Here is a 22,714-nt window from a genome sequence, read left to right on the forward strand (position 1 = left end):
TATCTAATCTGTTGATTTTTAGCAACTTTAATGATAATTAAACTTAAGTAAAAACCAGCATAGTGGAGCTGGAGGGATTCGAACCCTCGTCCAAACAAGCAATACATAAGCTTTCTACATGCTTAGTGAATTATTGATTTTCGTTTGTAAGCTGAGAATTCACACCCCAATTACAACTTAGTATCTTAATTTTTAAATGAAATCCGATACCTACCTCATTCTATCTCTACCTTCCTGTGCCTCTAAATCAAACGCCGTAGAGAAAGGCTTTTGAGAGACATTTAGCTTCCCTGCCTTGCAGGGAAAATGCTTGGACTTACTGTAATTCAGTCGGATTAAGCAGCTAAAGCGTATTCTTCGTTGCCAGTTAAAGGTTTGTAACACTATTTTTACGAGATATTGTTACGTGGCTCGGCATGCTTACCTACCCATTGATCTTGCTGTCGAAACCAGTCAGCCCCAATAAAACTTTGCAAAAGTAAGATTTTTCTACCTATTTGTCTTAATTTAAAAAACAATTTTTTAATTTTTTAATTTTTTAAATCTACTAAATTCAATTTTATTAATTATTCATACAAATAGGAAATTTAATTATATAAAACTTTACTAAATTTTAATTAAAAATTATTCAAATAACATACTCCAATTCCTATTTATATTTTCAAATACAGATAATTATATTTAAATTAGGAATTGACTTTTTAGTAATGTTTTTTATAATTTTAAATGGGATTGTGTTTAGTGGGATAATATCTATTTTATAATATTAAACCTTAAAGAATTTATTTACATTTGTAATAATATTTGATTACGAAGCTTAAAGTATGAATAATAAGATTATAGCCATTGATTTTGATGGCACTATCGTAGAAGATAACTATCCTGAAATTGGTAGGCCCCTGCTTTTTGCTTTTGAAACTATGCAAAAATTACAATCCAAAGGCTATAGATTAATACTATGGACCTATCGTAGTGGTAAAGCATTGGAGGAAGCTATTGAATTTTGCAGGAAAAATGGCATTGAATTTTATTCTGTAAATTCTAGCTATGAAGGAGAAGTTTTCGAAGAATCTCAGAGTAGAAAAATAAATGCTGATTATTTTATCGACGATCGTAATTTAGGTGGTTTCCCTGGTTGGGGGGAGGTTTATCAAATTATAAAAGAGAAGATAGAATTTGGTATAGAAGGAAGACAAATCATCCCTTATTCCAAAAAAAAGCATAGAAGAAAGAAAAGTTTTTTATCAAAATTATTTGGATCATGATACAACTAAAAACGAAAGAAGAAATAAAATTAATGTATGAAAGTGCCCAAATAGTTTCAAAAACTTTGGGAATATTAACAAAAGAAATTTCCCCGGGGGTATCTTTAATTCATTTAGATAAAATAGCGGAAGAATTTATTAGAGATCAAGGTGCAGAACCGGGTTTTTTAGGCTTGTATGATTTTCCTAATACTTTATGCATGTCTCCGAACGATCAGGTGGTTCATGGAATTCCGAATAACTATACCCTTAAAGAAGGGGATATTATCTCCATTGACTGTGGGGCATTAAAAAATGGTTATTATGGAGATCAGGCCTATACCTTTTCCGTGGGTGAAGTTGATTCTAGTATACAAAAAATGATGGATATTACCAAGCAAAGTCTTTATGCTGGTATAAAAAAATGTAAAAAAGGGAATTGTATTGGTGATATAAGTTTTGCCATTCAACTAATTTGTGAAAATGCTGGTTACGGTGTTGTTAGAGAATTGGTTGGACATGGTTTGGGTAAATCCATGCATGAAGATCCACAAGTACCTAATTATGGAAGAAAAGGTAGTGGAGCTAGAATAGATGATGGTTTGGTGGTAGCTATTGAACCTATGATAAATTTAGGTACTCATAAAGTAAAATTTCATAAGGATGGATGGACGGTAACCACTCAAGATCATAAACCTTCTTGTCATTTTGAACATGATGTTGCTGTGGTGGATGGAATGCCTAAACTTCTCACCACTTATAAATACATTTACGATGCCTTGGGCGTTTATTCTAACGAAGAGGATGAATTTATCTTTAATCCTTAATCCATTCTTCCAATATTAAGAATGAATAAAAAAATTTTTAAATATTTTTTAAACTTATTTCCTAGACCTATTCTGATTAAATTTAGCTATGCCATTGCTCCGATAATTTCAATCTATTATAAAGGAAATAAGTATACGGACCCTATTGATGGGAAATCTTATCGTAAATTTCTTCCTTACGGCTATGGAAATGTTAGAAACAATGTCTTAGCACCTGGAACATTGTCTTTAGAAAGACACCGTCTTATGTGGTTGTATTTACAAAGGGATACCAATTTTTTTACTTCTAAATTAAAAGTTTTAAGTATTGCCCCCGAGCAATGCTTTTTAAAAAGATTTAAAAGTCTTACGAATATAGATTATATTACTGCGGATTTATACTCTCCCATAGTTGATGTTAAAGCTGACATATTAAATCTTCCTTTTAAAGATAATGAATTCGATGTGATTTTTTGTAATCATGTATTGGAACATATTGAAGATGATGCCAAAGCTATTTCTGAACTTTATAGAACCATGAAACCTGGAGGATGGGGCATTTTTCAAGTCCCTATGAGATCTAATGAAAAATATACTTATGAAGACTTTACCATAACTAAAAAAGAAGATAGAAAATTACATTTTGGGCAGTATGACCACGTCCGATGGTATGGTTTGGATTATTTTAAACGATTAGAGAAAGGTGGTTTTCAAGTTGAACAAGTAAAGTACTACCAAATTCTATCTTTAGAGGAAATTGATAAATATGCATTGTCTCGGAATGAAATTTTACCCGTAGTTAGAAAACCTAAATTAGTTTTATAAAATTTCAATAATCATATATTATTATTGAAATCTATAAATAAGTTTTATTTTATTAGTACGAATTATTTATACAATTTCACATAACATCCTTTAAATTGTTTTATTTTATAAATTACAAATATTATATGTCTTTAGAAAAAAAAACAGAAAAACTTAAATTAGATGCTTTAAATAGAAAATCTATTGAAGAATTCAAAACAAGTGAAAAAATTCCTGTAGTTGTATTACTGGATAATATTCGCTCCATGAATAATGTAGGTTCAGTGTTCCGAACTTCTGATGCTTTTTCTATTAAGAAGATATTTTTGTGTGGTATAACTCCTTGTCCACCTCACAGAGAAATACAGAAAACTGCTCTTGGGGCAACTGAAAGTGTTGATTGGGAATTTTATGAAGATATATTACAACTAATTAAAAATTTAAAAAAGGAAGGTTATTTACTTGTTGGTATAGAACAAGTAAAAGATAGTATTCTATTACAAGATTTTACTATTAACTGTAAAAATAAGTATGCTTTGATTCTTGGCAATGAAGTCGATGGAATTACAGATTCAATTCTGGATGAAATTGATCTGTTCGTTGAAATTCCTCAATCCGGAACTAAACATTCATTAAATGTTAGCGTTTGTTCGGGTATAATTTTATGGGAATGGTACAAGAACTTCATTTAATCAAATTTTTGCTAATTCATAGTGCTTATATAGCTCTTTAATTAAAATTTTTCTTGTAATTTTTAAAAATTTTAATTTTATATAAGTAATCACTATCTCATAAAATAGTTTCTCCAAATAATAATCTTATGTAATCATAGCATTCAATCATTTTTTAAAAAATTTTATTATTATTTGTATTTATAAACAAAAAGTGAGATTTATTTTATAAATCTCACTTTTTAGTAGGGTGACCAATGGGTCTCGAACCCACGACCTTCGGAACCACAATCCGACGCTCTAACCAACTGAGCTATGGTCACCATTTAGGATTGCAAATATATAAATAGATTTCTTATTATCAAATAAAATTATCAAAATCTTTTAATCCTATCCAGCTTGCACTGGTAAAACCCTCCCCAGCATCACAACCCACTAGCCTACCCAAATTTTCAGCTCTGTAAATAATACTTTTTTTAAAATTTAATGAGGTTATAGGTGTATCTAATTCTTTTGATTCTGGATCATAAAATTGGGTTTTATATGCTAAACATGCTTGGACTTTTATATCTAAAAACCCAGAAATATCAATAACAAAATCTGGTTTTAGTTCCTTCCACTGGATATAGTTGAACGTATGCTTAGGTCTCCACCTCTCTTGAAAATTTCCATCCAATATCGTTTCAATTTTAGCCAGTCCCGATAAAAAAATTGAATCATTTACCAGCTTAGCAGCCTTTCCATGGTCTGGATGTCTATCTTCTATAGCATTAGCAAGTATAATGTTGGGGCGATATTTTCTAATAATCTTTATAATCTCAAGTTGATGAAATTCATCGTTCGTAAAGAAACCATCTTTAAATTTAAGATTATCTCTATAAAATACACCTAAAATACGACTGGCTAAATCAGCTTCAGATTTTCTTGTTTGATAAGTTCCTCTAGTACCTAATTCTCCTTGAGTTAAATCTAGAATACCTACTTTATAGTTTTGAGAAATCATTTTTGCTAATGTTCCTCCACAACCTAGTTCTACATCATCCGGATGGGCTCCTATAGCCAAAATATCTAATTTCATTCAAATATGTTTAAATTATCTATAAAATAGATTTAACTTTATTCATCAATCTTTCTACTCTAATCTTAATTTCAGGATTATCAGATATTTGCCAAGCACTTATACTAAAAGAATTGCCCTTAGTTCTAATCATAAGTCCAAAATCAGAGTTATTTGATGTCCATATACCTGGTGAAGAGGGTTCGCCAAATTCATTCTTTACCATATTCTCAATTAGAAGTATTTTATCATTTGTTGACTGTATTTCTTGTCTATACTTATAACGATCTTGAGCAAAGGTTATCATTGAAAGTAAAGCGAAAAATATGATAAACAGTTTTTTTTTCATAAATACATTTTTTGTTAGTTATATACAAATTTCAAAAAATATGGAAAAATTTTGTACCTTTATTTTAAGGTCAATAGTTATGCCATAAAAAACCCATTGTTAATTTTATAACAATGGGTATAAATTTTATTTTAATTGAATAAAGCTATTTTTTATAACTTTTATATTTGTTAAAAAACTTATCAACTCTACCAGCTGTATCAACCAATTTAACTTTTCCTGTGTAAAAAGGATGAGAAGTACTTGAAATCTCCATTTTTATTAAAGGATATTCCACACCTTCATATTCAATTGTATCTTTTGTATCTGCAGCAGATCTACAAAGGAACATTTCTTCATTACTCATGTCTTTAAATACAACTAATCTATAATTATCTGGGTGAATTTCTTTTTTCATCTTTACTACGAATTTGGAATGCGAAATTATACTTTTTTTTATATATATACAAATACTATTTTAAATTTTATTTTAAACGTGCGATAATTTTCTCACCTCCATTCGGAATTTTATCACCAACCTTAACTAAAATATCTGTTCCTAATGGTAGAAACACGTCTAATCTTGAGCCAAATTTTATAAAACCATAATCATTTCCTGCAACAGCAGTATCTCCTATTTTAGGGTATAAAACTATTCTTCTAGCCATAGCCCCTGCTATTTGCCTAAATAAAATTTGCTGATTACATTCATTTTGTACCACAACTGTTGTTCTTTCATTTAACTCAGATGATTTTTCATGCCATGCTACTAAAAATTTCCCTGGATGATATTTGGTATAAATAACCTCACCACTTACCGGATATCTACACACATGAACATTCAAGGGCGACATAAATATGGAAATCTGAATACATGAGGTTTTTAAAAACTCTTTTTCATAAACTTCTTTTACAACAACAACTTTACCATCAACAGGTGCTACAATTTCATTGTTATTAGCTTTAATAAATCTTTTGGGATTTCTAAAAAACCATAGAATAAAAGCCAAGAGTGCAAGTGTTATTATAAAAATAATTACACTCCAGTATTTAAATAAATAGATTGAAACTAAATTTATTATTAGAAATAGAATAACGCTTATTGTTATTATTTCTGTCCCTGCTTTATGAAACCTCATATTTTAGATAATATTAAATAATAGGTAAATACTACTGGAACACAAATAATGTAGCTATCTAATCGATCTAGAAGCCCTCCATGTCCTGGCATTAATTTGCCTGAATCTTTTACCTTAAATACTCTTTTTAACTTTGATTCTGCTAAATCTCCAATGGGTGCAAATATAGATATTAATAAACTAATCACTATCCAATTTCCTTTTAATATTTTTAAATTGTATTCAATTAATATTCCCGCAACAAGTGTAAAAAATATGCCCCCTAACAATCCTTCAATTGATTTATTGGGAGATATTTTAGGAAATAACTTTCTCTTTCCAAATTTACTTCCTATTATATATGCAAAACTATCACTAACCCAAATTAGTAAAAAAATATAGAATACCTCAGAAGTGTAGTCTCTATAGCTGTTTGGCAATGCTAGTGATAAACCAAAAGGAACCCCTAAATAGGCTAAGACAAAAATTAATTTGGATGAATCTGAATACAGTTCATTGGAATACTTAAAAATAGTAACAATAGATAAAAAAAACAACAAGAGAGTTAACAAATAACGTATATACAATGACGATATGTAAAAACTATGGTTGAAATAATGGATGGATGAATAATAATATAATATGAATACAACTGCTATTGTCAATAATTTATAGATAAATGTTGAATACTTTAATAGTTTTATACATTCTACTAAACAACAAAGTAAAAACAGAGAGTTCAATATATAAAATAATAAACCTGCATTTATCTTAATATTAAAATATGTATATGAAAAATCCGAAAATATATTATTTGAACAAATAAAAATTAGGAATATATATATTAATCCTGAAAAAGTACGCGTTAACATTTAATTTAAGCTATATATGATTCTTCAACTAATAACAGATATAATTTTCGTGTGGTTGATAAACCACTAAATCCTTGAACTTGATTCCCATGTATTGTTGTAATGTTTGAGGGCAATTTTTGTTTTTTAGAAACTCTAATCTTTTCCAATCCTTCACTGGAAGAACTAATTATTTGGTCTGGACTTGCCCACACTATAATTTTATTAGGAAGATCTGATTTTTTTAGATGTGAAATTTGATCTGATGATACCATTACTGAACCATCTAAAGTTACTAAATATTCACAATTTATAAATGCTATGTCTTGCTTTCCATTACATATTGGGGTATTATTACAATCCAACACATTTAACATTGATATAAGTTTAGGATTCAGACATAATACTTCACTTATATCTTCAACGATTAATATATTTTTTAATGTTTGTAGTGCTTCACTTTCATCATCGTTATAAAAAAACATTCCTCCAGCACTTTTAAATTTTTCAACAAATATTACAGATTGATCTTCTTCTTGATTATCAATATTCCAGTCTAAAATTTCCTCTTTTTTTTTCTTTCCAAATATTTTATCTAAAAAACCCATCAATCCTGCAATATTTAATCTAAAAACTTAGTTTTCTAAATTTATATCATAAATTCATTAACCTTAACTATAAAATCTTTTACTGATACTTATAGAAAAGGTTAACGATATATTTATATATGGTAATCTGAAGAATTATTATTTTCTTTAGTTGTATTATTATCTTCTATTTCCTGAGAAAAGGTTTCATCTTCAAATTTTCTTTTACCAAAGATTTCTTCTAGATCATCTTTAAAAATTACTTCTTTTTCAAGCAATTTATTAGCCAATTCAGTTAGCTTATCCTTATTCTCAAGAAGTATTTCTTTGGCTCTTTCGTATTGATTTTCAATAATTCTTGAAATTTCTTTATCAATAATCTCGGAAGTTACTTCAGAATAAGGTTTAGTAAATCCATATTCATTCCCTGAACTGTCATAATAAGAAATATTGCCTATTTTTTCACTTAATCCATAAATAGTTACCATAGCGTTGGCTTGTTTAGTAACTTTTTCTAAGTCAGATAATGCTCCGGTAGAAATGTCACCAAATATTACTTCCTCTGCTGCTCTACCTCCTAATGTAGCACATATTTCATCAAACATTTGCTCTGTAGTTGTCAATTGTCTTTCCTCCGGAAGATACCATGCAGCTCCTAGTGAACGACCTCTAGGCACAATAGTTACTTTTAATAATGGCGCAGCGTGTTCAACCATCCAGCTAATTGTAGCATGACCGGCTTCATGGAAGGCTACTCTTTTTTTCTCGTGCGGTTTTATAACTTTATTTTTCTTTTCCAATCCTCCAATAATTCTATCTACAGAATCTAAAAAATCTTGTTTACCTACGCTTTCTTTACCCTTTCTAGCTGCTATTAAAGCTGCTTCGTTACATACATTTGCTATATCTGCTCCACTAAACCCAGGAGTTTGTTTAGCTAAAAATTCTATATCTAAATTTTCATCTAGCTTTAGTGGTTTAAGATGAACTTGAAATATTTCTCTTCTCTCGTTCAAGTCTGGCAAATCTACATATATAGATCTATCAAAACGCCCCGGTCTTAATAAAGCTTTATCTAGAATATCCGCTCTATTTGTTGCCGCTAAAACAATCACACTTGTGTGGGTTCCAAAACCATCCATTTCAGTCAATAACTGATTTAATGTATTCTCCCTTTCATCATTAGAACCGGTAATATTATTTTTCCCACGTGCTCTACCTATAGCATCTATCTCATCAATAAAAATTATGGCTGGGGATTTATCTTTGGCTTGTTTAAACAAATCTCTAACTCTAGAAGCTCCAACGCCTACAAACATTTCCACAAAGTCTGAACCTGATAATGAGAAAAAAGGAACATTGGCTTCACCTGCTACAGCTTTCGCCAATAAAGTTTTACCTGTTCCTGGAGGACCTACTAATAGCGCTCCTCTAGGTATTTTACCTCCTAATTTGGTGTATTTTTCAGGTGTTTTAAGAAAATCTACGATTTCTTCCACCTCTTCTTTTGCTCCTTCTAATCCTGCTACATCTTTAAAAGTTACTTTTGTATTATCATTCTCATCAAAAAGTTTGGCTTTGGATTTTCCTATACTGAAAATTTGACCTCCCGCTCCGGCGCCACCGCCCGCCATTCTCCTAAATAAGAAAAACCAAATTAATCCAAAGAATAATATTGGTATCAATAATTGTAACAAAATTCCGCTCCAAGGGCTAGAGTTTTCAAATTCAATTTTAGTTTTAAGACCTAATTTATCTACATCTTCATTGAATTGTTTTTCAAACAATTGTTTATCTCCTGCTACAAATGTAAATTGTGGACTGTCTGAGATTTGACCAAAGGGATTTAAACTTTGACTTTCCTTTCCTACAACTTCTGGATTTTTTTTAGCTTCATCGGTTAAATAAACTTTTACTTCTGATGTGGCATTAAGAAAAACCACACGACTTACAAACCCTTTTTCTAAATAGTTGAAAAATTTTGCTTGATCAATTTTTGTGTCTCTCCCAGAAAATAAAAATTCTTGCGAAAGCAATAAAACTGCAAAAACTATTAAAATCCCATAAAACCAATTAAATGTAAATGGCTTTTTATTTTTATTATTTTTTTTATTTTTATTTGTCTCCAAAATATTAACTAATTTTTAACTGTGCTTAAATAATTATAAAATGCTAATTTTCAACTGATATTTTCTTAACTTCCACATCTCCCCATAAACTTTCTAAATCATAATATTCTCTAAATTCAGGCTGAAATATATGGACTGCAATAGATACATAATCCATCAACACCCACTGTAAATTATCTTTTCCCTCAACATGCCATGGTTTTTCTTTTAAACTTGTCCTAACATTTCTTTCAATTGAATCTGAAATGGCAGAAACCTGAGTATTGGAAGATCCCGTACATACAATAAAATAATCTGAGATTCTGTTTTCTAATTGTGTAAGATTTAAAATAGTTATATCGTATCCTTTAACATCTTCAATCCCTTGAACTATTGCATTTAGCAACACTTCTTTGTCAACTTCTGTATTAATCATGCATTAATCTCTAATCTAAATATTATAATTTTTGAATTTTAGCAAAAATAGTCATTTATAATATTTAATTGTCTTTATTTTTAATAATTTTAACTTTATAATTTATATTTCAAATGTTATGCCACTAGATTATTTGTTACATACAAGCTCTACAAATGTGTTTTTAAAAGATAATTTGGATAATTATAAAGTAAACTTTTCTGGCGTGTACACTTTTAATCAAACTAAAGGCAAAGGAGTTAATGGGAGTTCTTGGCAGTGTGAAGCCAACAAAAATATAGCCCTGTCATTTTGTCTAAATCATAAAACAATGTCCAATCCTATAGATCTAAGTTTATGGGTTGCAGTAGTTATGAGAGATTGGGTTATGGATATACTTGAAAACAATGATGTTTATATAAAATGGCCCAATGATATTGTTGTCAATGAAAAAAAAATTTGTGGAATTCTAATTGAAAAACATAAAGAATATTATATTATTGGAATTGGTCTTAATGTTAAGCAAACAAATTTTAATAATCTTTATACCGCTACTTCACTTTTTAAAGAAAACAATTTAAAGGATTACAACTTACATCAACTTGTTGATCAGCTAATTAATAGTTTTAAAATTAACTTATCATTATTAAAAGCCCCAGATGTGCTTCTTAATACTTATAATGAATATTTATTTGGCAAGAATATAGGAAGGGAATTTATTATTAACGAAAAAGTAATTAAGGGTATTATTAAAGAGGTAGATCGAGATGGACTATTAAATATTCAATTCAATAATACCATTGAAAGATTTAGAATGAAAGAAATTTCTTTTATTTTGTGACTTAATGATTTTTCAACAAGTTATTATTTAAATAATTATAAATGAGATTTTTTAACTAATTTTACCTACCAACGATTAGAAATTAATATTTGTGGAAGACTTTTTTGATAATGATTTAGTTAATGAATTTGAGAATTTATTAGAGAATAATAAGTCAATTTATTTTGACTCTGATGAATTTAACGAAATTATCACTTTCTATTTAGATATTTATGATTTTGAATATGCGAATAAAGCATTGTTGATTGCATTAAATTTATACCCTGAAAGCCTAGATTTAAAAATTAAGCAACTGGAGTATTACGTGGGCGTAGAAGACCTTGAAACAGCTTCCTCTTTTATTGAATCATTAAAAGACTATTGTTTTAACAATAATGATTATTTAATAGCTTCTGCTAGATATTGGTCTTTAAAGAAACTACATCATAAGTCAATTGAACTTTATTTAACAGCTTTAGAAAACCATGAAGAAGAAAATTACATTTACAATTGTATAGGAAATGAATATCTGGAATTGAATAAACCTAAGGAAGCTTTAGAAGCATATAAAAGCGCATTAAAATTCAATTTAAAAGATGATTATGCATTATTGTCCTGCATTCATTGCTATGAAGTTAGTTTCGAATATAATAATTGCATAACATTTTTAAATGATTATATAGATAATAATCCTTACAGTGAAGAAGCATGGTTTCAGCTAGGTTTGCAGTATTTAAATATTAATAATTATAAACAGGGTTTAATTTCTTTTGATTATGTAATCATAATAAATCCTAAAAGTATTGCCGGTTATTCCCAAAAAGCTTTTTGTTACGAAAAGCTTGAACTTTGGGAGAAAGCAATAGAAACTTATGAAGAATCCTTAGCTTTTGATGATACTGCTGCTTTTACATTCTTAAAAATTGGCTTAGCTTATAATAAGTTAAAAAAACATGACCTTGCCATGAAAGCTTTTTATAAGTCTACTAAAGAAGATCCACAATTTGATAAGGCTTGGTTTGAAATTTCTGATCTTTTTGATCTAATGAATGACAAAGAAGAAGCACTTGTATTTATAAAAAAAGCTTTGGAAATTGAGACTAAGGAAGTAAGTTATTGGAAAAAATATGCGTACTTAAATGTACAGTTAGGAAATTACCAAGAAGCCTCTGATGCCTTTGAAATTATTATAGATCTAGAACCAGACACTTTTCATAATTGGTTGGCATACTCAGAATTATTAATCAATATGAAAGAATATTCTAAAGCGATTATAATTTTGAAAAATAGCTTAAAAACATTAAATAGAGCAGAAATTTATTATCAACTTGGAAATTGCTATTTTTTAATAAATGATATAGAAAAAGGTAATAATTGTTTAAAAATGGCACTAAAATTGAATCCTTATATTAATATTGAAATGAAAGAGAAGTATTCCATACTTTTAAAAATAATAAATAATTACTGAAGACTAATATTTATTAGTATTATATGAATATTGTAGCTCACCAATTTTTATCTTTTAATATACCCGATATTCAAATAGGTAATATTTTGGGTGAGGTTGTTCGTGGTAAAGATTACCAAAATTACCCACAATCTATAGCTACCGGAATTCTTTTACATAGACATATAGATTCTTTTACAGATAGCCATCCTATTGTAAAAGAAACTACAAGTATTTTTCATAAATCTTATGGTAAATTTGCACCCATAATTACAGATGTAATTTATGACTATTTTTTAATTAAAAATTGGCATCTGTTTTACAAAGAACCTTTTTATGATTTTAAAAATTCTTGTTACAACCTTGTCAATAGTTTAGAAATACTTGTTCCTAAAAACTTAGAAGTATTCTTGATCTCTTTGATTAATGATGACTGGTTTGATAAGTATAAATCCCTAGAAGGTATTGAATGGACTTTACATAATTTAACTAAAAGGTCAAAATTCAAACATCTTATTCAAGATATGGGATATTCTATAAAAGAAATTTATCTTCAAGAAAAGAACATTGAAAATCAATTTTTATTATTTTTCCCTGAATTAGAAGAGTATTGTAAAGAGTTTATTATTAGATTGATGCCTAATTATGAAAACTTAGTTAAGGAATATAGCGCTAAAAGATGATGAATAGTTACATTGTATTTTTTGATGGGATCTGTAACCTTTGTAATTCTTGGGTGAAATTCATAATTAAATATGATAAAAAAAATAGGTTTAAGTTCGCTTCACTTCAATCAGAAATGGGGCAAAACTTTTTAAAAGAGAGGAATTTATCTTCACATTCTTTTGACTCTATTATATTATATCAACCCAATTCTGCCTACTTTTTAAAAAGTGATGCTGTTTTACAAATTTTTAAATTGTTAGGTTTTCCTTTTAGTATTCTAAGTATATTTTACATTTTCCCTTCTTTTATAAGAGATAAATTGTACTCATTGATTGCAAAAAATCGATATAAATTTTTTGGTAAAAGTGAAAGTTGCATGATGCCGAATCCTGAATGGAAAGATAAATTTTTGACTAACTAATCTTCAGAAAAATCTATTATTAATTTTCTATACTTTTGAAGTAATTTGGATTTGGAAAGCATTCCTAGATATTTTTTATTTTTAACTACTGGCAAATACCAAACATCATAAGTATCAAATAAGTTGAATATTGCTTCGTTATCTCCTTTTAAAGAATTAATAACTGCTGAGGAAGGGGTTACTATATCTTTTACTTCCAAACCTTCATATTTTTCCTTATCCAACAATAGCCCCATGATTTCATCCAATTGAATAACTCCTAAATAATCTCCATTATCATCTTCTACTATAAATAAATTCCGATTTGATTTTGGAATTATTTCTTTAATAAAATCTACCAATTTCATGGTTGATTTAACAACTATAAAATCCCTTTCAATCAGATTATTTATATTCATTCTTAAAATAGCTTCTTTATCTTTATTATGAGTAATCATTTGATTCTCTTTTTTTAGATGATAGGTATAAACAGAATACTTATCAAATCTATATTTGACTAAATATGCTGTTGTAGCGGTAATTATAAGTGGAAAAAGTAAACTATAACCTCCCGTAATTTCTGCTATTAAAAATATAGAAGTAATTGGAGCATGCATAATACCAGCCATAACTCCAGCCATTCCAACCAGAGTAAAATTATGCTCTGATAATTTAATCAAGCTTAACTTAGTAATAATTTTTTCGAAAATATACCCTAAAACACCTCCGGTAAATAGTGCAGGTCCAAAAACACCACCAATTCCCCCTGAAGCTGTTGTAAAACTACTAGCTATAACTTTGATAAATAAAATTGATAATAGAAATAGTATTAAAAATAAATTATTATCCTTCCATGAATTAAATAACGAGTTTTCAATGATTACATTAGGTTTATCACTCATTAAATGCTGTATGCCAATATAACCTTCTCCAAAAAGTGGTGGAAAAATAAATATTAGTATACCTACACTTAAACCACCTATTATTGCCTTAAGATATATATTCTTTTTTTGCGCAAACCTTTTTTCAATATATCTACTAAATTTAATAAAGTATACGGCATAGAATCCACATATAATACCTAACAATATATAAAAAGGTATTTTAGATTTATCAAATGGTTCAAAAACTGCAAAATAAAAGGAAATATCATCTCCTAAAAAAAAGTAGGAAACTAGGGCTCCTGTAGTGGCTGAAATTAGTATGGGAATAATAGACCACATACTTAAATCAATCATTATAACTTCTAAAGAAAAAATTATGGCTGCTATTGGTGCTTTAAAAATTCCTGCAACAGCCGCTGAACATCCACAAGCAATAAATAAGGTTCTTAATTTAATGGGTAAATTAAATTTATCCGCAACATTTGCTCCTATTGCAGCTCCAGTATAAACAATAGGCGCTTCTAGACCAGACGAGCCTCCAAAGCCGACGGTAAGACTACTGGATACTATTGAACTATACGTGTTTTTAATATTTATTCTACTTTTATTTTTAGAAATTGCTGCTAAAACTTTTTCAACACCATGGCTAATATTTTCTTTTACAAAAAACTTTATGTAAATAACCGTTAAAAGAATACCAATGGCAGGTAGAAAAATTATCCAATAATTAGAATATGAAATACCATTTCTATGATAGATTAATTCTTCTGTAAAGCTTACTAGATTTTTTAAAATTACTGCACTTATTCCTCCAGTTAATCCTATGATAATGCTAATAATATATACAAATGCTTGGGGATTAGTAAGTAAAAATTTTCTTGCTAATAAATTAGCTTCAACTCTTATTCTTTTAAAAAGGAATATGATTATGAATAATTTATGTTTTTTTTTTCTTCTCATTTAATTACAACAAACCTTTATTCATTATTAATAATATCAGTTCCCAAAATGTTTTTATATACAACATAAACCATCACCAATGTATATGGAACAGATAATGCATAAAGTAGCATAAAGCCAAACAACTGCCCAATAATAGTACTTAATACAAAGGAAAGCAAAGAAATCATTAGCATTTTACCATAATTAATTTTAGCAATTTGTATGCTATATTTTAATGCTTTACCTAATGAAATATTGTTTATAGCAATAAAGGCTCCTGCCAAATATAAAAAAGGCGAAAAAATTAACATTGGAAGATAAAAAAATACAATACTTATGGCTATAGCTATATAATATATGACACCTAAAATGACCAAATTGAGAAACCTACGCCCTTCAAAATTTTGAATCAAATCTTTAAATGTAGCTAAACCTACTGTATCTTTTTTATAAGCACAATAAACAACTCCGGCTGAAAGTGGAAAAATTATAATTTTTGAAAAAATTAAGATTATAAATCTTTGCATAACGCAAAAATTACTTAAATAAGAAAAAAGTAAATTTCTTGTACCCATTAATGCCTCTTGACTTTTAACAATATCTCCTTTGGCAAATGTGTTAAGTAATACTATATAGGATTGATATATTGTACCGTCCAAATCTGCAAGATCAAAATAACTGGTAAAAAATTGGTATACCAGTACTAATACACTGGATGTAAATAGAACAGAGAATATACCAAGAAAAAGTGTCTTAGTAAATAGTGAGAATGTTTGTGATAATATTTCTTTTATAGGTAGTTGATATTTATTTTTCTTTAAGTATTGTATTTTTTTTTCTATTTGATCTACTATCATATATTAATAATTTTTTTATTCAATTTTTTAAAATATAAAAAATGACCAGAAAAACTGATCATTTCTATCAATTTATCTTATCCCTTTTTACTTTGCTCTGTTGCAGTAAATCCTCCAATTGATAACCATTGCAGAGGGATAGGTTTGACGTATTTTCTTTAAATCTGCTTGTGCAGATTCTTTTTTAAAATAATCTCCAGCTAAAAGTCTCCAATCTGGTCTCAAATAAGTCTTTTCAACTCTTAAATATGGGAATTTGGATCTAAAATCTGAAATCATTGTATTTATATCTTGTTCACTTTTAGCTTCTCCTACTTTAATCATATAGCCTGGGATATCCCTTCTTGAACCACATATATTCTTAGGATTTTCTTTATTGACAGTTCTAGTACTATTTGTATTTGAAGAACTAGGTTTAGTATTTACAACTTTAGAATTATCAATCTCACTAATATCACTCCTTGAAGTACTAACTTTAGCTGGAATATTGGATTTGGGAACTTTTCTACACAATTGATCTTCATTAATCAAATCAATTATCTCTTTATTAGCTTCAATCGTTAGAGATCCTCCAGTTGCCGAATCAACCCTAGTAATTTTTTCTTGTCCATTATAAAAATGAATACTAAGCAATAATAAAATAAAAAATAAAAATTTTTTCATTAACTTTAGTTGTTTATATACAAAATTAGTCTTTTAATTTAATTCACAAATATTTCCATTTAAATATCACTCATTAAAATATGATAATTGTACTTAAACATTTAGATATTTTTTTGGATTTAAAATTTAAAAGATAGTGAATGTTAATTTCATAAATAAATTATTATCAAAATTCCCTTCATTATATGCTCCTATTCTATAATAAAATCCTAACCCAAAATAATAGATGATTCTATTAAATTCAACGCCAATTTCTTGGTAGTATTTCTTGGGGGTATTAAAACTTCCTTTAAATCGATGTAAAACTGTATGATCTAAATTCCCAACTAATCCTTTGTATAGAAAGGAAATATCTATTTTTTTTAAATTAAATAAGTTTACATTTCTAATATTATGCGTCAAATATAAAGCCGTATATCTATCTGCAAAGAAATCTTCAGGGTTCATCGTTTCAAAAGCATGATAACCGAAAGAAGAAAATCTTTTCCAAATGTTACTTCCTTTCTTTGCATCACCAAAACTTCCAAACACATTCCATAAAGGCGTATCTCCGAATACTAAACCAGATTCTATAAATAAATTACTTCTTCCCCATGAATTGTTAATAGACATATCTAAAGATAAATTTAATTTATCATATTCTAAACTAGATCCCAATAAATTCCAAGCTCTTAAATAATTTAAATATAGATATACAGGTTTATCTTTTATAGTGATTTTCCCTTTCGGGGTTAGCATATATTCTGCAAATGGAGAATACTTTATCTTTAGTTCTGTAGTAAATTGATCAAACCAACGGGATTTATTAAAATTTTTATACGAATACTCATACTCCGATTTTTGTTCTTCGTAACCCAAGATTAAATTGGTCGTTATTTTCTTAAAAAAATCTTGTTGATAGGAAATTTTACCGCCTCTATATTTATAAAACACTGAATTTTGTATAAAATTCAGTTCCTGTTTTATATCCCTTAAACTTTCCGGGTATCTATTTATAGAGCGACTAAAGGGATTTACATCTGCAAAAATTTGTAAGTTTATTTTTCTTTCTACCTCCTTATTCAATAAAAATTCTGTACCTATACCTCCATTTAAATCTGTACTTTTTGTTCCATAACCTAAATACCCATACCATGAATAGTGGGGATTAAATTTAAAATTAGTCTTACCACCTAACTGAAATCTAAATCCCTCATAATCATTATAACTAGCAAGACTTAGCAAATTTAAATTTATCTTGCCTACCGGTAGTACTCCTCTATTTAAATTCTGAGATAAATTAATTTTTTTTTCTATGGGATATATATGAAACAAAGTAGAAAATTCATAGGTGTTTTTCTCTTTTTCAGTAAGTGGATAATTTCTATAGGTGGATAATTTGCTAAACGAATCTTTTGAATAATCCTCCATCAATTCATAGGTATAACCTTTAAATTCCTGCTTTGAAAAATTTTCTTTTTTTCTTAAGTTTTTCACTGAATTTTCAATTACAATCCAAGGCCCAACCATCTTTTTACTAACTTTTAATTCTCTTGGCAAAAAAGAAGCTAAATCAATAACTCTAAGTTTAATTTGATTGGATTGTGACGCAGTATACCAAATATTTTCGTAAGGTTTCCATAAATTCTCAAAGGTACGAGTGTACATTTCATTGTATTCTACCCCCGTATATTTGGTTACTGCATAAGTGGCTGAATCTATATATAGTGTCCCCCTCTTACCATTTATAAATAATTTTTTTTTGGCGGTGAATGAAAAAATATAGTTTTTTTTATCTTCAACCCAAGTGCTATCAATTAATCTAAAATTATATTGAGAATATTCATGGCTTAAAATTGAAGGAAATTCTTCTTGAAAATCAGCTTGCTTAAAAAGTTCTAAAAAAGGCTCTTTAAATCCAGATACCGCATCAGCCAAAATTAGTTTCTTGTCTCCCGAATTTTTCTCATGTTTAAATTTCGTAACCCTTTCCCCGATCAGAATTAATTCTTCTCTTGTATTTTTATTTCGATCTATGGAATCAATATAAGCCGATAAGTAATCGTCAATAAAATACTTTTGATATAAATCGTATTCATAAGATTCTAAACTTGACACACTATTGACATTCCTATTTTCTCTTACTTTCTCAAGTATTTTACTTGCATAATTTCCATGAAGAATTGTTTCTGCATTTGAATTATATTTTTTTTTATTCTGTGCTCCCACTAGGGTTGAAATAAAAAATATGAAATAGATAAAAGTATTATTCATGCAGAAGATTTTGCAATGCTCAAACGAGTTATTTTCTAGATTTTAACCTAATTTTTAAATCGTAACAAATATAAAATTTTAGTTTTAATTTAATTTTAAGATATAAAACTTTTAGTAATTTTGGCTATTGATTTTATTAGTTTCTTTATGAATTATTTTATTCAAGCAGAAAATATTACCCGAGCTTACGAAGATAAAGTGGCACTTGATAATTTTAGCATACAAATTCCTAAGGGTTCTATTTATGGAATTTTAGGTCCTAATGGGGCGGGCAAGACCACATTTATAAGAATCTTAAACCAAATAACTAAACCAGACAGTGGTAAGCTATATTTTAATGGTGAACCCTTACAACCTAAACATATAGCAGAGATTGGTTATATGCCAGAGGAGCGAGGACTTTACAAAAACATGAAAATTGGAGAACAAGCCCTGTATCTGGCTCAGTTGAAAGGCATGAAAAAGTCGGAAGCGAAAAGTAAACTTGAATATTGGTTCGACAAATTAAACATTGAAAAATGGTGGAGTAAAAAATTAAGTGAACTTTCTAAAGGAATGGCTCAAAAAATACAATTTATTGTAACCGTTTTACACGATCCTAAATTACTAATTTTTGATGAACCTTTCAGTGGATTTGACCCTGTTAACGCTAATATTATAAGGGACGAAATTTTAGAACTAAAACAAAAAGGAACAACTATTTTATTCTCTTCTCACCGAATGGAATCGGTTGAGGAATTGTGTGACTATGCAGCTTTAATAAATAACTCTAAAAAAATATTAGACGGATCTTTAAAGGATATTAGAAATAAATTCAAAAAGAATAAATTTAATATTTCTCTTACTGAAACTTCAGAAAATGAAATAAAGTCCCTCATTAATGAACAAGAAATAAACAATCTTACGTTTTCAGATGGGATTTACAACTTTTCAATTCAAATTCCTACTGATAAAAATTCGAATGCTATAATTAACGAATTATCTAAAAAGGGTACTATAATTTCCTTTTTTGAAGAAATACCAAGTATGAATGAAATATTTATTAATGCTGTAAACTCAAAATAACTATGAGAAATATTTTCTTAATCATGCGTAGGGAATTTCTTGTACAAGCAAGAAAAAAATCATTCATTGTTATAACTGTTCTTGCTCCTATACTTTTACTTTTAGCAGGAAGTGCCATTTCCTATGTTTTCAAAGCTGATGATCCAATCTCTAATATTGCGATTATTGATGAAAGCCAACTATTTAATAACAGCTTTAAAAATACTGATAAAGTTTTTTACGAATACCACACTTCAAATGATTCCAATGCGTTAAAAGACTCTCTAACTAAAACCAATCATTTAGATGCCATTCTTCAAATTTCAAAAGATCATAAAGATCCTCTTTTATTAAACATTGAAGATAAAATTAAATTATATTCAAACAAGACCTTAAATCAATCCTTACTACATACTTTAGAAAATAATATTAATAAAACCATTGAATACAACCGTAAGTTACAACTGGGCATTAGCCAATCAAACATTGATCTTATAAAATCTAATATATCTTTAACTAGCATTAATCTAATAAATGGGCATACCAATGCAAATACAACATTAAAAGAGATTATATCCTTATCTCTTATGTATATCATACTTATGTTTACAATTATTTATGGCACTAGGGTGATGAGAAGTATTATGGAAGAAAAAAATAATCGAGTGGTTGAAATTATTATTTCTTCGGTAAAACCTTTTGAATTAATGTTAGGTAAAATTCTAGGTACAACTTTAGTTGCTCTTACCCAATTTTCAATTTGGATTTTAATAACTCTAAGCATTATTTTTATTGGTAATTATTTACTAGGAGATAGTGTTATAGTTACACCTCAACAGAATATATTTCATGCGATTTTTAGTTTAGAAACTCAGCTGCAAATAAAAGAAGCCTTAACTAATTTATTAGATTTGAATATTCCTTTAATCGTATTTATTTTTCTATTTTATTTTTTTGTGGGATATCTATTCTATAGTTCTTTTTTTGCTGCAATTGGAGCAGCAGTTGATAATGACACAGAAACTCAACAATTCTTACCCATAGTAGTAATTCCATTACTTATTGGGGCTTACGGTTCCATAAGTATTATAAACAATCCAGATAGTCATGTAGCTTTTTGGCTTAGCATAGTGCCATTTACAGCCCCTATGGTTATGGTTACACGGTCTTTTTACGACATACCTACCGGTGATTTACTTCTATCTATGTTTTCGATGATTATTTCTGTATTTATAATGATTTCCATAGCAGGAAAAATATATAGGATTGGAATTTTGATTTATGGAAAAAAGGTTACGCTAAAAGAAATTATAAAATGGATCAAACAATCCTAATGAAGTGAAGAATTTTTTATTAAATAAATACCCTAAGATTCAATTAAAAGTAAAACTCTTAGTAAAATTTCTATTCATTTTTTATTGTATTTATTTAATTTACCTTTTATTCTTCGGATTTGGAAGACCACCCTTATTTAATGATACCAAAGCTGAATACAATCTAAGACCCTTCCATACTTTAAAATTCTTTTTAAATTTAGATAAAAATAAACATTGGGAATATTTTATGATTAATATAGCTGGAAATATTTTCATTTTTATTCCCTTGGGTTTTTGGCTATCTTCAAAAGTAAAAGAATTTTTATATTTTAGTATATTCTTTATAATTATCATATTCGTAATTGAACTTTTACAATATATAACCCAAACGGGTACTGCTGATATTGATGATATTCTACTAAATTATATAGGTGGAATTGTAGGATTTTTACTTTTAAATTTCTACAAAAAGCATATTTTTGAATTTAATTCTACAAAAAAATAAAATGACTATAAATAGTTTTGTAAAAACCCAAGGACTAGGAAATGAATATATAGTACTTGATGAAAATAATATAACTTTCCCTTTAACAGAAAAAGCAATTCAAACCATCTGTAATGTAAACTTCGGTATAGGATCTGACGGTATATTAGTTAAAACACATTCTAAAAAAGCGGATATTGGTCTTAAAATATTTAATCCTGATGGTTCAGAAGCTGAAAAAAGTGGAAATGGATTAAGAATCTTTTGTAAGTATGTTTTTGATTATAAAATTTTATGTAAAAAACAATTTACTGTTGAAACAAAGGGAGGCATAGTGAATGCTACAATACAGGAAACTCATAATAATAGAGCCTCTATAGTTACGGTTGATATGGGAAAAGCCATTTTTTCTTCTCCTCTAATTCCTACCTTATTTGAGTGCCAAGAGGTACAGGATCAAAATATTCAAATTGAAGATAAAAACTTTCAAGTAAATTGCGTATCACTAGGAAATCCACACTGTGTAATTCTAAAAGAAAATTTAGATGTTGACGAAATAAAAAAATATGGTCCTTTAATTGAAAATTATTCAAAATTTCCTAATCGAATTAATGTGCAATTTGCTAAAATTATAGATCGTAAAAATGTTGAAATCTTAATATGGGAACGTGGTGCAGGATTTACCTTAGCTTCTGGAAGCTCCTCTTGTGCCGTAGCTAGTGTTTTAAGAAAAAAAGGGCTTATAGATCATTTAGTTACCATACATATGCTCGGAGGTTACTTAACCATAGAAATTAGTGAGGAATTCAATATTCGGATGACTGGAGAGGTCAAACAAATTTGTGATGGAACTTTTCATGAAGAATTAATAAATAGTTTTGTCTGATTTTAGAATATATTTTTTTTAAGCAAAAAATAAATTATTAATCGATGATTAAATATAAGAATT

At 28.2% G+C, this 22,714-nt stretch carries 24 protein-coding genes, 1 tRNA gene and 1 other RNA gene; 12 read left to right on the plus strand and 14 right to left on the minus strand.

All coding sequences use genetic code 11. The features are described 5' to 3' along the window. Positions 1-60 precede the first annotated feature (60 nt). Positions 61-461: a transfer-messenger RNA gene (ssrA, locus tag ETU08_RS04020) on the minus strand. A 363-nt stretch (positions 462-824) separates the two neighbouring features. Here ssrA and ETU08_RS04025 point away from each other — a divergent pair. The 4 genes from ETU08_RS04025 (at position 825) to ETU08_RS04040 (ending at position 3,546) form a co-directional block, all read left to right on the plus strand. Beyond that, a complete protein-coding gene (locus ETU08_RS04025) occupies positions 825-1,265 on the plus strand; it encodes a BT0820 family HAD-type phosphatase (RefSeq protein WP_146261736.1) in 441 nt (146 codons plus the stop codon). Next, the gene (gene map / locus ETU08_RS04030) at positions 1,262-2,071 is read left to right on the plus strand and encodes a type I methionyl aminopeptidase (protein WP_146261737.1); all 810 of its coding nucleotides are present in this window, start codon (positions 1,262-1,264) and stop codon (positions 2,069-2,071) included. The genes ETU08_RS04025 and map overlap by 4 nt, the downstream gene beginning before the upstream one ends. A gap of 21 nt (positions 2,072-2,092) precedes the next feature. Next, positions 2,093-2,875: a class I SAM-dependent methyltransferase gene (locus tag ETU08_RS04035; protein WP_146261738.1), complete on the plus strand. Its 783-nt coding sequence runs from the start codon at positions 2,093-2,095 to the stop codon at positions 2,873-2,875. A gap of 125 nt (positions 2,876-3,000) precedes the next feature. Further along, on the plus strand, positions 3,001-3,546 hold the full coding sequence (locus ETU08_RS04040; protein ID WP_146261739.1) for an RNA methyltransferase: 546 nt from the start codon (positions 3,001-3,003) through the stop codon (positions 3,544-3,546). 228 nt (positions 3,547-3,774) lie between these two features. Here ETU08_RS04040 and ETU08_RS04045 read toward each other — a convergent pair. The 9 genes from ETU08_RS04045 to rsfS all read right to left on the minus strand — a co-directional run bounded on the left by ETU08_RS04045 (position 3,775) and on the right by rsfS (position 10,010). Continuing rightward, positions 3,775-3,848: transfer RNA gene (locus ETU08_RS04045), tRNA-His, on the minus strand. A gap of 38 nt (positions 3,849-3,886) precedes the next feature. Next, positions 3,887-4,603 carry a bacillithiol biosynthesis deacetylase BshB1 gene (bshB1, locus tag ETU08_RS04050; protein ID WP_146261740.1) on the minus strand — a complete coding sequence of 239 codons (717 nt, stop codon included), beginning with the start codon at positions 4,601-4,603 and terminating at the stop codon, positions 3,887-3,889. A gap of 19 nt (positions 4,604-4,622) precedes the next feature. After that, positions 4,623-4,931: a hypothetical protein gene (locus ETU08_RS04055; protein WP_146261741.1), complete on the minus strand. Its 309-nt coding sequence runs from the start codon at positions 4,929-4,931 to the stop codon at positions 4,623-4,625. A 145-nt stretch (positions 4,932-5,076) separates the two neighbouring features. Beyond that, complete coding sequence (locus ETU08_RS04060; protein ID WP_146261742.1) at positions 5,077-5,328, minus strand: type B 50S ribosomal protein L31; 252 nt, start codon at positions 5,326-5,328, stop codon at positions 5,077-5,079. A 67-nt stretch (positions 5,329-5,395) separates the two neighbouring features. Further along, positions 5,396-6,049: a phosphatidylserine decarboxylase family protein gene (locus ETU08_RS04065; RefSeq protein ID WP_146261743.1), complete on the minus strand. Its 654-nt coding sequence runs from the start codon at positions 6,047-6,049 to the stop codon at positions 5,396-5,398. Further along, positions 6,046-6,900: a phosphatidate cytidylyltransferase gene (locus ETU08_RS04070; protein ID WP_146261744.1), complete on the minus strand. Its 855-nt coding sequence runs from the start codon at positions 6,898-6,900 to the stop codon at positions 6,046-6,048. Before ETU08_RS04070 ends, ETU08_RS04065 begins: the two co-directional genes overlap by 4 nt. Before the next feature lie 5 nt (positions 6,901-6,905). After that, positions 6,906-7,490: a hypothetical protein gene (locus tag ETU08_RS04075; RefSeq protein ID WP_185145277.1), complete on the minus strand. Its 585-nt coding sequence runs from the start codon at positions 7,488-7,490 to the stop codon at positions 6,906-6,908. 110 nt (positions 7,491-7,600) lie between these two features. Further along, positions 7,601-9,598: an ATP-dependent zinc metalloprotease FtsH gene (gene ftsH / locus ETU08_RS04080; protein WP_375762809.1), complete on the minus strand. Its 1,998-nt coding sequence runs from the start codon at positions 9,596-9,598 to the stop codon at positions 7,601-7,603. Between the two features lie 40 nt (positions 9,599-9,638). Beyond that, the gene (gene rsfS / locus ETU08_RS04085) at positions 9,639-10,010 is read right to left on the minus strand and encodes a ribosome silencing factor (RefSeq protein ID WP_146261747.1); all 372 of its coding nucleotides are present in this window, start codon (positions 10,008-10,010) and stop codon (positions 9,639-9,641) included. Positions 10,011-10,128: 118 nt separating this feature from the next. Here rsfS and ETU08_RS04090 point away from each other — a divergent pair, with 118 nt between their 5' ends. The 4 genes from ETU08_RS04090 (at position 10,129) to ETU08_RS04105 (ending at position 13,343) form a co-directional block, all read left to right on the plus strand. After that, positions 10,129-10,830 (plus strand): biotin--[acetyl-CoA-carboxylase] ligase, encoded by a 702-nt coding sequence (locus ETU08_RS04090; protein ID WP_146261748.1) that lies wholly within the window; start codon positions 10,129-10,131, stop codon positions 10,828-10,830. A 91-nt stretch (positions 10,831-10,921) separates the two neighbouring features. Continuing rightward, the gene (locus tag ETU08_RS04095) at positions 10,922-12,277 is read left to right on the plus strand and encodes a tetratricopeptide repeat protein (RefSeq protein ID WP_146261749.1); all 1,356 of its coding nucleotides are present in this window, start codon (positions 10,922-10,924) and stop codon (positions 12,275-12,277) included. A 23-nt stretch (positions 12,278-12,300) separates the two neighbouring features. After that, positions 12,301-12,939, plus strand: a complete 639-nt coding sequence (locus ETU08_RS04100; protein WP_146261750.1) for an acyl carrier protein phosphodiesterase — start codon at positions 12,301-12,303, stop codon at positions 12,937-12,939. Continuing rightward, a complete protein-coding gene (locus ETU08_RS04105; protein ID WP_146261751.1) occupies positions 12,936-13,343 on the plus strand; it encodes a thiol-disulfide oxidoreductase DCC family protein in 408 nt (135 codons plus the stop codon). The genes ETU08_RS04100 and ETU08_RS04105 overlap by 4 nt, the downstream gene beginning before the upstream one ends. Here ETU08_RS04105 and ETU08_RS04110 read toward each other — a convergent pair. The 4 genes from ETU08_RS04110 to ETU08_RS04125 form a co-directional block, all read right to left on the minus strand. Then, positions 13,340-15,166 (minus strand): chloride channel protein, encoded by a 1,827-nt coding sequence (locus tag ETU08_RS04110; RefSeq protein WP_146261752.1) that lies wholly within the window; start codon positions 15,164-15,166, stop codon positions 13,340-13,342. The two genes, ETU08_RS04105 and ETU08_RS04110, sit on opposite strands and share 4 nt — an antisense overlap. Positions 15,167-15,183: 17 nt before the next feature. Then, positions 15,184-16,005: a hypothetical protein gene (locus tag ETU08_RS04115; RefSeq protein WP_146261753.1), complete on the minus strand. Its 822-nt coding sequence runs from the start codon at positions 16,003-16,005 to the stop codon at positions 15,184-15,186. A gap of 87 nt (positions 16,006-16,092) precedes the next feature. After that, positions 16,093-16,668 carry an SPOR domain-containing protein gene (locus ETU08_RS04120; RefSeq protein WP_146261754.1) on the minus strand — a complete coding sequence of 192 codons (576 nt, stop codon included), beginning with the start codon at positions 16,666-16,668 and terminating at the stop codon, positions 16,093-16,095. 126 nt (positions 16,669-16,794) lie between these two features. Next, positions 16,795-18,921: a DUF5686 family protein gene (locus tag ETU08_RS04125; RefSeq protein ID WP_146261755.1), complete on the minus strand. Its 2,127-nt coding sequence runs from the start codon at positions 18,919-18,921 to the stop codon at positions 16,795-16,797. 147 nt (positions 18,922-19,068) lie between these two features. On the opposite strand from ETU08_RS04125, the gene ETU08_RS04130 reads away from it, so the two are divergent. From ETU08_RS04130 to dapF, 4 genes are read left to right on the plus strand one after another with little or no spacing between them, the layout of a single operon-like run. Beyond that, positions 19,069-19,986, plus strand: a complete 918-nt coding sequence (locus ETU08_RS04130) for an ABC transporter ATP-binding protein (RefSeq protein ID WP_146261756.1) — start codon at positions 19,069-19,071, stop codon at positions 19,984-19,986. 2 nt (positions 19,987-19,988) lie between these two features. After that, a complete protein-coding gene (locus ETU08_RS04135; RefSeq protein ID WP_146261757.1) occupies positions 19,989-21,299 on the plus strand; it encodes an ABC transporter permease in 1,311 nt (436 codons plus the stop codon). Between the two features lie 4 nt (positions 21,300-21,303). Beyond that, positions 21,304-21,786 carry a VanZ family protein gene (locus ETU08_RS04140; RefSeq protein ID WP_146261758.1) on the plus strand — a complete coding sequence of 161 codons (483 nt, stop codon included), beginning with the start codon at positions 21,304-21,306 and terminating at the stop codon, positions 21,784-21,786. A 1-nt stretch (position 21,787) separates the two neighbouring features. Next, complete coding sequence (dapF, locus tag ETU08_RS04145; protein ID WP_146261938.1) at positions 21,788-22,651, plus strand: diaminopimelate epimerase; 864 nt, start codon at positions 21,788-21,790, stop codon at positions 22,649-22,651. The last annotated feature ends 63 nt before the right edge of the window (positions 22,652-22,714 follow it).

The organism is Apibacter muscae, assembly GCF_007845635.1.
Classification (GTDB): domain Bacteria; phylum Bacteroidota; class Bacteroidia; order Flavobacteriales; family Weeksellaceae; genus Apibacter; species Apibacter muscae.